The sequence below is a fragment of the Deinococcus sp. YIM 77859 genome (genome assembly GCF_000745175.1).
Classification (GTDB): domain Bacteria; phylum Deinococcota; class Deinococci; order Deinococcales; family Deinococcaceae; genus Deinococcus.
The window spans coordinates 1,182,926-1,195,000 of sequence record NZ_JQNI01000002.1 but is presented as its reverse complement, the minus strand read 5'-3'; the positions used below and the strand labels follow the sequence as shown (position 1 = coordinate 1,195,000).

Below are 12,075 nucleotides of genomic sequence, written 5' to 3'. Positions count from 1 at the left end.
AGCAGGCTGGCTGCCGCGACGCTGTAGCTGAGGGCGTCGGCCTTTGGGGGGGCAAGGAGGGGGAGGGCCGTGCGCAGCCTCAGGTAGTCGGTGACGAGGGCCTGCGGCGGGGGAGCGAGGCGGGCAAGGGCGCGTTCTGCCGCCGCGTGCGTGGCTCCCAGGATGTTCAGGCGCTCAATCTCCTCCGGCCAGGCGTGTTCGACGGCCCAGGCGACCGCCACCCGCCGCACCTGGGCCGCGAACACCTCCCGCTGGGCTGGCGTGAGCTGTTTGGAGTCGCGGAAAGGGTACTCGGCCGCCAAGCCGGGCAGGATGACCGCCGCGACCGTCACCGGCCCCGCCCAGGCCCCACGCCCCGCCTCGTCCACGCCCGCCACACGAAAGTGGCCGCGCCGCCAGTGTTCGCGCTCGAGGGACCAATCAGGGGTGATGAGGGGAAGAGGCATAGGAGCAGACACCGCCTTTAATCTGCCGGTTGTCCAGCGACCCGCTCGCGGGCCTGTTCGCGCAGCACGTACTTCAGCACCTTACCACTCGCGGTCTTGGGCAACTCCGGGGTAAACACGATGCGGGCGGGAAGGGCATGCGGAGGCAGGTGCGGGCGGGCAAAGGAGAGCAGCTCCCGGCCCTGCACCTGTGCCCCGGGGTGCAGCGTCACAAAGGCGACGGGCACGTCCCCGTCCTCGCCGCGCGCTGCGACCACGACCGCCTCGCGCACGCTGGGATGCCGGTACAGCACGGCTTCCACCTGGGCGCTGGACACAGGCTGCCCGGCGACATTGAGCAGGTCTCCGGCGCGGTCGAGGATCTCTAGCCGTCCGTCGGGATGCACGCAGGCCACGTCACCGGTGTGGAGCCAGCCGTCCCGCACGGCGCGGCGGGTGGCAGCGCGGTTTTTGTAGTAGCCCTTCATGATCTGGTTGCCGCGCAGAACAATCTCACCGGGGGTCGCGCCGTCGTGTGGCACGGGTGTGCCGTCGTCACGCACCACCGCCACCTGCCCGGCCAGCAGCATGGTGTACCCCTGCCGGGCGAGCAGCCGAACCTGCTCCTCCGGCGCAAGGGCCTGAGTCTCCGGCGTGGGGTCCGCCAGGGTCACAAGGGCGCTGCTCTCGGTCAGGCCGTACCCGTGGAGTACCTCGAAGCCCTGGGTCTGAAGGGCCGTGATGAGGCGGGGCGGCGGACTTGTTCCGGCCAGCATCACCCGCACGGGATGGGGGAGGGGCAGCGGCGCGGCGGTGTCGGCCAGCGGGGCCAGCAGCGCGGGCGAGGCACACAGGTGGGTGACGCCGTGCGCGGTGATCGCGCCGCGCAGCTGGGCGGGGCTGGGGTCCGGCAACATGACGTGTGTGCCGCCCGCTGCCGTCACGGCCCACACGCTGCCCCAGCCGTTCGCATGCGCGAAGGGCAGGGCGTGTAAAAAGACGCTGCCGGGCCGCAGGTTCAGGTGGTAGAGCATGTTGGTGACGCTCAGAAACACGCCGCGGTGCGTCAGCATGACGCCCTTGGGGTCGCTCGTCGTGCCGGAGGTGTAGTTCACGCTGATGGGGTCATTCTCGGCCAGTGGGTCGGGGAGGGTCAGCGGCGCGGGGGGCACACGCGCGAGCCGCTGCGCCAGGGTCCCCTGTGAGCCGGTCACGATCACCGGCACTCCCCGCTCGGCCAGCGTGGCCGCTACACGGGGAAGGTGCGCCGCGTCCACCAGCGCGAGCACCGGATCTGCGTGCGCGCTCAGGAAGGTCAGTTCGGCGTCACGAAAGCGCGGGTTCAGCGGCACGATGACGCCCCCGGCGAGCGGCACCGCGTGAAAGGCGGTCAGGGCATCGGCGGTGTTGGGCGAGAGCAGCAGGACATGGCCGCCCGGGGTCAATCCCTCCTCGCGCAGCAGCGTGACGAGGCGCGCGGTCCGGTCGGCGAGGCCTTCATAGCTCAGGTGTCCGCCACCGTCGGCCTCGATCAGCGCGGGCCGGGACGGATACACGCGCAGCGCGCGCAGCACGGGTTCCAGGGGCGTCAGCGGCGTCTTCACCGAAATCGCCCCCGGAAAAAGCCTGATGCCCGTGCCATCCTGTGTTCATGCACAGGGCGGAAACGGTCATTCTGAAGATCGCCGCCCCGACCACACGCAAACGCGACTGGCTGACCAGCACCGCGCAGGCGTTCCGGGACGGGGTGGGCATGGTCTTGAGGGTGGCCGAATCCGAGAAGACCAGCAGCCGCGCCAGGCTCCACAACGCCTGCTACGCCGCCATTCGGGAAAAGGCTGGCCTGCCCAGCGACTACGCCCGCATGGTGGTCAACGCGGGTGTGGCGCTCGCACGCTCCTACTGGGGTCTGCGGAAGGGCAAGCGCAAGGCCGGCTTCCCGAAGGTGGGGAAGTCGCAGGGCATCGGTCTGGGCGTCAACGCCTACGCCGTCCTGAAGCGCGGCGAGCGCTTCTTTCTGCGGGCTTCCACCGGGAAGCGAGGCGAGTCCATGTGGTTGCCCCTGGCTGTTCCTGTGCATCTGGCCTCCAAACTCCAGTTCGTTCATGGCGACGCCAAACTGTTCCAGCGCGGGCAGGATTGGTTCGTCATGCTGCCCTTGCGGCTTCCCCACACGCCAGCCGTCCGTGACGGTGAACCTACGGTTCTGGGCGTGGATTTGGGCATTGTCCGGCTGGCAACGGTGGTGACACCGGACGGCTGCAAAATCTGGAATGGCCTGCCTGTCCGCCATCGCCGTGAACACTTTGCTTCCCTGCGGCGTCGTTACCAGCGCCACCGCCGCACCGACCGCATCAAGGCTCAGGGTGGGAAGGAACGCCGCTGGATGCACGACCTGAACCACAAGCTCAGTCGTGAACTGGTGGACCTGGCCCGCTTCTACCCGAACGCCGTGATTGCCCTCGAGCAACTGGATGGGATTCGGGACCGGGTACGGGGCAGCAAGAGGTTCAACCGGATGATGAGCAGCTGGACGTTCCGTGACCTTGTGGACAAGGTGCGCTACAAGGCGGAGGCGGCTGGAGTGGGTGTGGTGTTCGTTGACCCGCGCCAGACCTCTCAGACCTGCCACCGTTGCGGGCACGCGACACGGAGCAACCGGACGTCTCAGGCTGAGTTTCGATGTGTGAGCTGTGGGTTCCGTGGAAATGCGGACATCAATGCAGCCACGAACATCGCTGCTGCCGGGCTGCGTGCCGTGCAGCAGGGGCCGCTTGACACGGCCCGGCCCGCTGAGGGCCAGGAGCTTCCCCAGTCGGAGGCTCTGGATGGGGTAAAGGAATGTGGCTTGCTGCATTCAGACCCTAACCTCGCAAGCCCCTAGCAGGGGAATCCCCCGGCTTGAGCCGTGGGGAGGATGTCAAAAAAGAACCTTGGGGCACTGACCAGGAAAGGAGACAGCGTCTGGCCGCCGTTCAGTCTGCGAAGGGCGAGGAGCTTCATGCTTCTTCCTGTCTAGACCAATAGACGGTCTCTGCCGTTAGAGCTTGTGTTGTCTAGACAAATCAAAAAGGTGAACGAGAGCACAGCCCTCATAATCCGGGCACCGACAGCTTCTGCCGTTCCACGCTCTGCCGACTGCGGTGCCAGAGCTGTGGCCCCTTCCGGTTTGTCTCTCCAGCCCGGTTGACCCCGGCCCACAGGAGGTGAAATGCCGCAACTGCATGTCGAGCACGTCACGCTCACCTTTGGGGGCCTGAATGCCCTGACGGACGTGAGCCTCACCGTGCCGGAAGGCGAGATCGTCAGCATCATCGGTCCGAACGGGGCGGGCAAAACCAGCCTGCTGAACTGCATCAGTGGCTTCTACCACCCCACGCGGGGCCGCATCACCTTTGGCGAATACGACCTGACGCACGCCGCGCCCAACGTCGTGACCCGCTACGGCATTGCCCGCGCCTTCCAGAACCTGGAACTCTTCCGGGGCCTCAGCGTCGTCGAGAACCTGCTTCTCGCTCGGCATACGCACCTGCGCTACAGCCTGCTGGACAGCCTGATCTTCTATGGCCGCGCCAGCCGCCGCGAGGCCGAGAACCGCGCCTATGTCGAGCGAATCGTGGACTTCATGGAGCTGGAACCCTACCGCACGCACCCGGTCGGCACCCTCAGCTACGGCATCCAGAAGCGGGTGGAGGTGGCTCGGGCGCTCACCCTCGCGCCGCAGCTTCTGCTGCTCGATGAGCCGATGGCGGGCATGAACGTCGAGGAGAAAGAAGACATGGTGCGCTTTATCCTCGATATCCAGCGTGAGCAGGGAATCACGGTGGTGCTGATCGAACACGACCTGGGGGTCGTGATGGACATCAGTGACCGGGTGTACGTCCTCGACTTCGGGCAGCGCATCGCGGGCGGCACTCCCGCCGAGGTCAGCGGCGATCCGCGGGTGATCGAGGCGTATACGGGCGTAGCGGAGCCGCAGGCGGTGGGCGCATGAGCCTGGGTGACGTGACGGCCCTCACCATCCCGCAACTGCTGGCGCGCCGCGCCGCTCTTACGCCGAAGGCCGTCGCGCTGCGCCACAAGAAATACGGCATCTGGAACGAAACGACCTACGCCGCCTACCTGGAGCGGGTGCGCGAGGTGGCCGCCGGATTGCACGCGCTGGGCGTGCGCCGGGGCGACAAGGTCGCCATCATCGCGGAAAACATCCCCGCCTGGGTCTTTATGGAACTGGGCGCGCAGGCGCTGGGGGCGATCAGCGTGGGGGTGTACCAAAGTAGCGCCCCCTCCGAAGTCCGTTACGTCGTGGACTACACCGACGCGGTTGTTGTGCTCGCCGAGGACGAGGAGCAGGTCGACAAGCTCCTCGAACATCGCCACGAGCTTCCCAAGGTCCGCCGGGTGATCTACGAGGATGGGCGCGGCATGCGCAAGCACGCTGGAGACGAGTGGTTCCTCAGCTTTGAGGAGTTGCTCGCGCTGGGCCGCCGGGACGCCTCGGACGTGTTCGAGCGGGAGGCCGCCCTCGGCAAGCCGGACGACATCTGCCACTTCTCGCTGACGAGCGGCACGACCGGTCTGCCCAAGGCCGCGATGCTCAGTCACCGCAACCTCCTCTACATGGGGCAGGCGCTGGGCGAGGTGGACCCCCTCAGACCCGGTGACGACTACCTCTCCTTTCTGCCGCTGGCCTGGATCGGCGAGCAGATGATGACGGTCGCGGTGGCGCTGGCCTGCGGAATCACGGTGAATTTCCCGGAGAGCACCGAGACGGCCATGCATGACCTGGTCGAGGTTGGCCCGCACGTGATGTTCGCGCCGCCGCGGGTATGGGAAAACATCCAGAGCCAGATGTTCCTGCGCGTGCAGGAAAGCTACAGCCTGAACCGCGCCGTATACCGCTGGCTGCTGAGGTGGAGTACCGATGCCGCTGACGCCAGCCTGACCGGCAAGAAACCGAACGCGCTCACCGCCCTGAAGCGCTGGCTGGCGTACTGGGGGCTGACCAGGCCGCTGCTCGATCAGCTGGGCTTTCTGCGTCTGCGCCGAGCCTACACCGGCGGCGCGGCCCTCGGCCCCGATGTGTTCCGCTTCTACCACGGCCTGGGGGTGAACCTGAAGCAAATCTACGGGCAAACCGAGATCGTGGGGATCGCCTACGTGCACCGCGACGGCGACGTGCGCTTTGACACGGTGGGCAAGATTCTTCCCGGCGGCGAGGTCCGCATCAGTGAGGAAGGCGAGATCATCAGCCGCAGCCCCGCCGTGTGCCACGGCTACTACAAGAAACCGGAAGCGAGTGCCGAAACCATCCGGGACGGCTGGTTGCACTCGGGCGATGCGGGCCGCCTGACCGAAGACGGCCACCTGATCGTGATTGATCGCCTCAAGGACGTGATGCAAAACGCTCGGGGCGAACGCTTTAGCCCGCAGTTTATCGAAAACCGCCTGAAGTTCAGCCCCTACATCAAGGAGGCGGTGGTGCTTGGGGACGGTCAGGAGGACGTCACCGCGCTGCTGAATGTGGACCCCCTCACCGCCGGGCAGTGGGCCGAGAAACGCCAGCTTGCCTACACGACGTACATGGACCTCAGCCGCAAACCCGAGGTGGCCGAGCTCATCGCGCGGGAGGTGCAGGCGGTGAATGAGCGCCTAGAACCGCACGAGCGGGTCAAGCGGTTCGTGCTCCTCTACAAGCAGCTGGATGCGGACGACGATGAGCTGACGCGCACCGGCAAGATTCGCCGGGGAACCATCCACCAGAAGTACGCCCCCATCATCGCCGCCCTGTATGACGGCTCAGACAGCGTGCGCGTGCAGGCCGAGTTCCGGTACCAAGACGGGCAGGTGCAGCGGGTCGAGACGGACGTGCCCATTCACCGGGTGCCGGGCGAGGTCGCCCCAGCGGCTCCGGCGGTTCTGCCGCGCGCGGCGGTGGGTGCCTGACCCCGGGCGCCCCCTTGGTGAACCCCCCACAAGACAGAGAGAAAGGACAGCTTCGTGGACCTTCTTCCGCAACTGCTTCTGGCCGGTATGGTGATCGGTAGCATCTACGCGCTTGCCGCGCTGGGGTTCGTGCTGATCTACAAGTCCAGCCGCGTCATCAACTTCGCGCACGGGCAGATCATCGCCACCGGGGCCTTTCTCGCCTTTGCCCTCACGCAGCGGGGGGTGAACTTCTGGCTGGCGGGACTGATCGCCATGCTGGCCACCTTCCTGCTGGGCCTGCTGATCGAGCGGGTGTTCCTGCGGCGGATGGTGGGGGAACCCATCATCGCGGTCATCATGGTGACCATCGGCCTCAGCAGCGTCATCGACGGCCTGATTCACCTCACGCCCTACGGGGCGGGCAGCTTCAGCTTTCAGACGCCCGCCGTCCTGAGCGGCGCGGGCCTCGAAGTGTTTGGTACGCCGCTTTCACGAACACAGATCGCCGGGGTGCTGGCGGCCCTCGGCCTGCTCGGCGCCTTGACCTACTTCTTCAACCGGTCCACCCTGGGCATCACCATGCGCGCCGTCGCGGATGACCAGCTGGCCGCCATGAGCGTGGGCACCAGCGTCGAGCGCGTCTTTGCCCTCGCGTGGGCCGCTGCGGGCCTCACCGCCGCCGCCGCTGGCGTCATCCTCGGACTGCTGAGCGGCCTGACGCTGGGCGGATTGGCCGGCATCGGCCTCAAAGTCTTCCCAGTGGTGATCCTGGGTGGCCTCGATAGCGTGATCGGCGCGATTGTCGGGGGGATGCTGATCGGCATTCTGGAAAACCTCTCTGCCGGGTACCTGGACGCCATCGTGCCGGGCGGCGGGACCCGTGACGTGTTCCCCTTCATTGTCCTGATCGCCGTGCTGCTGCTCCGGCCCTACGGCCTGTTCGGAACGAAGGAGATCGAGCGTGTGTAATCGCTGTGTCGTGTCCGCCCGCTTACCGGGCCGCAGAGTCGTCCGGATTCCGGTTGAGCAGGGATGCCATCCCTGTGAAGCCCAACCGGCGGAAGAAGGAAAAAGGACGGATTTCAGCATGGCGTTCGCCTTGGGCGCTTTCTTGGAGGCGAACACCTGGGGCGGAATCCGGAGCAGACTGTCTCGCCGCTCGGTGTGCCCGAGCCGCCTGGCCGTCTCGCCGTTTGCTTCGACCTGGCCGCCAAGCCGCCTAGCGGAGGCCCCCTGATGCCCGCTTCCCGCTTGACCCAGACCGGCAACTACCGCACGCGGTACACGCAGGACCAGACGATTTTTGCCACCGCGGCCGAACAGCTCTCGCTGATCGTGTTCGTGCTGTTGCTGCTCACCCTCCCGCTGCTGCTCCCCAAGACGCTGCTGCGGGACGTGAACCTGATCATGATCTACGCGGTGGCCGTGATCGGCCTGAATGTCACCACCGGATACACGGGGCTGATCAACATCGGGCAGGCGGCCTTTATGGGGGTGGGCGCGTATGCCACCGCTCTGGCCGCGACCCGGCTGAACCTTCCCTTTTTCCTGGCGATTCCGCTGGGTGGGGTGGTTGCCGCCCTGATCGGCACCCTGGTGGGGCTGCCCAGCCTGCGGCTGAAATACCTCTACCTGGCGATCGCTACGCTCGCTTTCCAGATCATCTTCGAGTGGACGGTGGGGCACCTGCCGGTGTTGCAGCAGGGGAGCGCGATTTCCCTGCCGACCGTGCAGGTGTTTGGTATCCGCGACACCTTTCTCAACCACAACGCGTTCTGGTACTACATCATCCTGCCTGTTCTCGTGCTGATGGCGCTGCTGTGGCGCAACGTCTTGCGGACCAGGCATGGCCGCGCCCTGATCGCTGTTCGCGACAACGACCGCGCCGCTGCCGCGATGGGCATTCACCCCGGTACGGCGAAACTCACGGCCTTTTTGCTGGGCAGCTTCTACGCGGGCATCGCGGGCGGGCTCTTCGCCTACTTTCAAAAGGCCGTTGTGATCGAGGACTACGGGCTGCACGTCAGCGTGCAACTGCTGGCGATGGCGATCGTGGGCGGGCTGGGCAGCCTGCCGGGTTCCTTCCTGGGGCCGCTCTTCATCGTGGCGCTCGACCGCAGCATGGAGGCCCTCAGCGGGTGGCTGGGTGCCCAAAACCTCTTCCCGGAAGGGGTGGACGTGGCGACCGCGCTGCGGCCCCTCGCCTTTGGCCTCACCATCATGCTCTTCCTGATGTTCGAGCCGCGCGGCCTGGCCAACTGGTGGCGGCTCACGCGGCTGTACTTCAAGAGGTGGCCGTACAAATTCTAGCTGCCCGCTTGTGACCCTGACGTTCTCCCGCTCCTCTGCCCTTCGCCCTTTTTCCTCCCTGGAGGTTCCTATGAAAAAAGCCCTGGCCCTGTCTGCCCTCGTCGCCCTCTCGCTTGCCGCTGCGCAAAAGACAGTCACGCTGGCGTGGTCGGGTGCGATCACCGGCCCCACCTCGGATGCGGGAGCGAGCTATGCGGCGGGTGTGGAGGACTACTGCAAGTACGCCAACGCCCAGAACCTGCTGCCCGGCGTGCGGCTGAACTGCGTGGTGCGCGACGACCAGTACAACAACGCGAACACGCAGCGCAACTTCGAAGACTTCGTGGGCAACATGAACGTGCCCGTTTTCCTGAGTTACAGCACGGGCAGCAACCTCCAACTCAAGGGGGTGATAGAGGAGACAAAGGTTCCTACCCTGCCCGCGAGCTACCACATCGGATTGATCGATCCGCCGAACAACACCTACATGTTCTTGCCGGTGAGCTCCTACAGCGAGAACATCGTGGCGCTGCTGGAGTACATCGCCAAAAAAGACCGCGGCGCGAAGGTGGCGCTGGTGGTCAATCCCAGTCCCTTTGGGCGTGATCCGGTGGTGGACGCCCGCAAGGCTGCGCAGCGCCTGGGCCTGAAGATCGTAGACGTGCAGGAGGTGGGGGGCAACAACCTGGACAACACCGCGATGCTGCGCCGCTTCGAGTCACAGGGCGTGAAGTACGTGATCAACCAGAACACCGCCGGACCGGTGGCGAACATCCTCAAGGACGCCAAGCGGCTGGGTCTGCTGGGCAAGATGCAGTTTATGGGCGCACACTACACGGGCGGCGAGGACCTGACCAAGCTGGCCGGGGACGCCGCCGAGGACTTTATCTGGGCCACGAGCTACTACCTCTACGACGAGGGTGACCGGCCCGGCATCCAGCTCGTGAAGAAGATCGGCGCGCAGTACGGACGCAAGGCCGACACCATTCGCAGCGTGCACTACACGAGCGGCATGCTGGCCGCCGCCATCGCCGTGGAGGCCCTCAAGCGGGCCAAAAATGACCTGACGGCGGCTGGGCTGTACAAGGGCCTGACCAGCATGAACGGCAGCCGCGCCTTTCAACCCGGCTTCACCGTGGGTCCCGTGACCTTTAGCGCCAAGGACCACGTGGGGGCCGAAAGCCTGCGCCTCTTGCAGGCCGACAAGACCGGCAACTTCAAGGCCATCACGGGACCGCAGCGAAGCCAGATGTTCCAGCTTGTACATCCGCTGCGCTAGGCCGAGCCCCCTTTCGCAGGGGTCTGGCTCGTTGACCCCAGAGGCGCGTGACGGCCAAGACGGCCCTTTCCCAGCCAGGAGGTGCTGACCCTTGACCCTCTCTTCCCCCCCGCCCGCCGCCGCTTCGCTCGTCGGGCCAGCGACCGCAGACCTCACGGTGAACAATGTGGAGGTCGTGTATCACGACGTCATTCAGGTGCTGCGCGGCGTGTCGCTGACGGTGCGCGCGGGCAGCGTGACCGCCCTGCTGGGCACGAACGGCGCGGGCAAGACAACCACCCTGCGCGCGATTTCCGGCCTGCTGAAGCCCGAGAACGGCAAGATCCGTGAGGGAACAGTGACCTTGGGCCAGCGGGTTCTGAGCACCCTGACCGGTTCGGAGGTGGTCAAGGCCGGGGTGGTGCAGGTGCCGGAAGGCCGCCGGGTGTTTAAGCATCTCTCCGTCGAGGAGAACCTGCGTGCCGGGGCGATTCTGGGGCGCGGGGACTGGCGAGCGGACCTCGAGCGCATCTACACCTACTTTCCCAAGCTGCGGATGCTGCGCGCGCGGCAAGCCGGCTACACCTCAGGCGGCGAGCAGCAGATGCTGGCCATTGGCCGCGCGCTGATGGCTCATCCCAAGGTCCTGCTGCTCGACGAACCCTCTCTTGGGCTCGCTCCGCTGCTCGTGCAGGAAATTTTCGAGAATGTGCGCCGCATCAACCGCGAGGAGGGCCTGAGTGTTCTCGTCGTCGAGCAGAATGCGAACATCGCTCTGCGCCACAGTGACTACGGCTACGTGATGGAAGGCGGGCGCATCGTGCTGGAAGGGGAAAGCGCGGCGCTTGCCCGCAACCCCGACGTCAAGGAGTTCTACCTGGGCGTCACCGAACAGGGCCAGCGCAAGAGCTTCCGCAACGTGAAAAGCTACAAGCGCCGCAAGCGCTGGATGTGAGCTCGCCGCCGCATCCCGGGGACCTGCATGACCGACACACTCGCACCCTCTGTTCACGCTCCCCCCAACGCCCCCAGCCTCCTCGCCCGGCTGCGTGCCCTGCCCCTGTACCGCAAAGCCCTGGCAACGGTTTCCGACGACGCCGACTGGCGGGCGGTCCCGCTTCTGACCCGTGAACGCCTGACCGAAGCGTGGGCGGCGGGCGAACTGGCTCACCCCCGGGCCGTGCGGGTTCATCTCACCCCCCATCCGGGTGGGGGCTGGCTTCCCGAGTACGCGACGCGAGCGGATATCCGCGCCCACGGGCGAGCGGCGGCGGCGGCCTTGGCGCGGGCGGGCATCCGCCCCGAAGACCACGTTCAGGTGGCCTTTGGCTACCACCGCTTCGCGGGCGGCTGGTTGATGCAAGACGGGTTAGAAACGCTGGGTGCCAAGACGATTCCTTTTGGGCCGGGTGAATCCGAGGCGCAGCTCGAAACCCTGCGGCAGCTGGGTGTACGCGTGCTGGTGAGCGCGCCGAGTTTCGCGCAGCGGCTGGGCGAAGCGGGCGCACGGGTGGACCTCCTGATCGCGGCGGGTGAGCCGCTGACCTCCGTCGCGGGTCGCCGGGAACGGGTGCAGGCTGCCCTGTCGGGTGAAACGGGGCGCTGCACGGCGCTCGACTGCTACGCCACGAGCGAGGCGGGCCTGATCGCCCTGGAAACACCGGAGCAAAACGGTCTGCGCGTCCTCACCGACTGGGTGTTTGTGGAAGTTCTTGACCCCGACACCGGGCAGCCCGTCCCTGACGGCGAGCGCGGCGAACTCGTCGTCACCCACCTGACTCGGGAGGCCATGCCGCTGCTGCGGTTTCGGACCGGAGACCTGACTCGGCTGGAACGGCGGGAGGACGGGACCTACCTGCCGGGCGGCGTGTTCGGTCACGTGGGCGGGATGCTGAAGGTGAAGGGCGTGAAGCTCTTTCCGCGCGAGGTGGCGTTCTGGCTGGCTGGACACGGTCTCGACCACACCGAACACACCCTGCGCCTCTGGTCGCGGAGCGGCGCTGACCGTCTGGAGCTCACCGTTCGCGGCGAGGGGCCCGTCAACCTGGAGGCGATGCAGGCGGACTTTCAGCGCCGGTTTGCCGTCAGGCTCGACGCCCTGGCGCTCGACCCCACGCACGAGGGCCGGGGGGTGATCGACGAGCGGACGTAGCGCCCGCTGACTCCCCGTCCTGT

The 12,075-nt window shown here is 66.5% G+C and carries 10 protein-coding genes (1 of these 10 running past the window's edge); 8 read left to right on the top strand and 2 right to left on the bottom strand.

Going from position 1 to position 12,075, the window contains the following annotated elements:
* Both EI73_RS05935 and EI73_RS05930 read right to left on the bottom strand, forming a co-directional pair.
* Positions 1–446, bottom strand: partial view of a ribonuclease HII gene (locus EI73_RS05935; protein ID WP_034385073.1) — the 5' portion only. It extends 184 nt beyond the left edge of the window; 446 of the gene's 630 nt are visible here — the first part of the coding sequence; it begins with the start codon at positions 444–446; its stop codon lies beyond the left edge, outside the window.
* A 17-nt stretch (positions 447–463) separates the two neighbouring features.
* Positions 464–2,029: an AMP-binding protein gene (locus tag EI73_RS05930; protein WP_034385070.1), complete on the bottom strand. Its 1,566-nt coding sequence runs from the start codon at positions 2,027–2,029 to the stop codon at positions 464–466.
* Between the two features lie 47 nt (positions 2,030–2,076).
* Here EI73_RS05930 and EI73_RS05925 point away from each other — a divergent pair, with 47 nt between their 5' ends.
* From EI73_RS05925 to EI73_RS05890, 8 genes are all read left to right on the top strand, one after another.
* A complete protein-coding gene (locus EI73_RS05925; RefSeq protein ID WP_081908968.1) occupies positions 2,077–3,309 on the top strand; it encodes an RNA-guided endonuclease TnpB family protein in 1,233 nt (410 codons plus the stop codon).
* Between the two features lie 327 nt (positions 3,310–3,636).
* Complete coding sequence (locus tag EI73_RS05920; protein ID WP_034385068.1) at positions 3,637–4,419, top strand: ABC transporter ATP-binding protein; 783 nt, start codon at positions 3,637–3,639, stop codon at positions 4,417–4,419.
* On the top strand, positions 4,416–6,371 hold the full coding sequence (locus EI73_RS05915) for an AMP-binding protein (RefSeq protein ID WP_034385066.1): 1,956 nt from the start codon (positions 4,416–4,418) through the stop codon (positions 6,369–6,371). The genes EI73_RS05920 and EI73_RS05915 overlap by 4 nt, the downstream gene beginning before the upstream one ends.
* A 54-nt stretch (positions 6,372–6,425) precedes the next feature.
* A complete protein-coding gene (locus EI73_RS05910; RefSeq protein ID WP_156103468.1) occupies positions 6,426–7,322 on the top strand; it encodes a branched-chain amino acid ABC transporter permease in 897 nt (298 codons plus the stop codon).
* Between the two features lie 267 nt (positions 7,323–7,589).
* Positions 7,590–8,663 (top strand): branched-chain amino acid ABC transporter permease, encoded by a 1,074-nt coding sequence (locus EI73_RS05905; RefSeq protein ID WP_034385064.1) that lies wholly within the window; start codon positions 7,590–7,592, stop codon positions 8,661–8,663.
* Between the two features lie 70 nt (positions 8,664–8,733).
* A complete protein-coding gene (locus EI73_RS05900; RefSeq protein WP_034385061.1) occupies positions 8,734–9,921 on the top strand; it encodes an ABC transporter substrate-binding protein in 1,188 nt (395 codons plus the stop codon).
* A 91-nt stretch (positions 9,922–10,012) separates the two neighbouring features.
* The gene (locus tag EI73_RS05895) at positions 10,013–10,855 is read left to right on the top strand and encodes an ABC transporter ATP-binding protein (protein ID WP_034385057.1); all 843 of its coding nucleotides are present in this window, start codon (positions 10,013–10,015) and stop codon (positions 10,853–10,855) included.
* Between the two features lie 27 nt (positions 10,856–10,882).
* Positions 10,883–12,052, top strand: coding sequence for a phenylacetate--CoA ligase family protein (locus tag EI73_RS05890; RefSeq protein ID WP_051935427.1), 1,170 nt, complete (start codon positions 10,883–10,885; stop codon positions 12,050–12,052).
* The last annotated feature ends 23 nt before the right edge of the window (positions 12,053–12,075 follow it).

Excerpts from the sequence above, each read along its gene's own strand:
- EI73_RS05925 (WP_081908968.1), top strand. The coding sequence starts at position 2,077 with ATGCACAGGGCGGAAACGGTCATTCTGAAGATCGCCGCCCCGACCACA.
- EI73_RS05920 (WP_034385068.1), top strand. The coding sequence starts at position 3,637 with ATGCCGCAACTGCATGTCGAGCACGTCACGCTCACCTTTGGGGGCCTG.
- EI73_RS05915 (WP_034385066.1), top strand. The coding sequence starts at position 4,416 with ATGAGCCTGGGTGACGTGACGGCCCTCACCATCCCGCAACTGCTGGCG.
- EI73_RS05905 (WP_034385064.1), top strand. The coding sequence starts at position 7,590 with ATGCCCGCTTCCCGCTTGACCCAGACCGGCAACTACCGCACGCGGTAC.
- EI73_RS05900 (WP_034385061.1), top strand. The coding sequence starts at position 8,734 with ATGAAAAAAGCCCTGGCCCTGTCTGCCCTCGTCGCCCTCTCGCTTGCC.
- EI73_RS05890 (WP_051935427.1), top strand. The coding sequence starts at position 10,883 with ATGACCGACACACTCGCACCCTCTGTTCACGCTCCCCCCAACGCCCCC.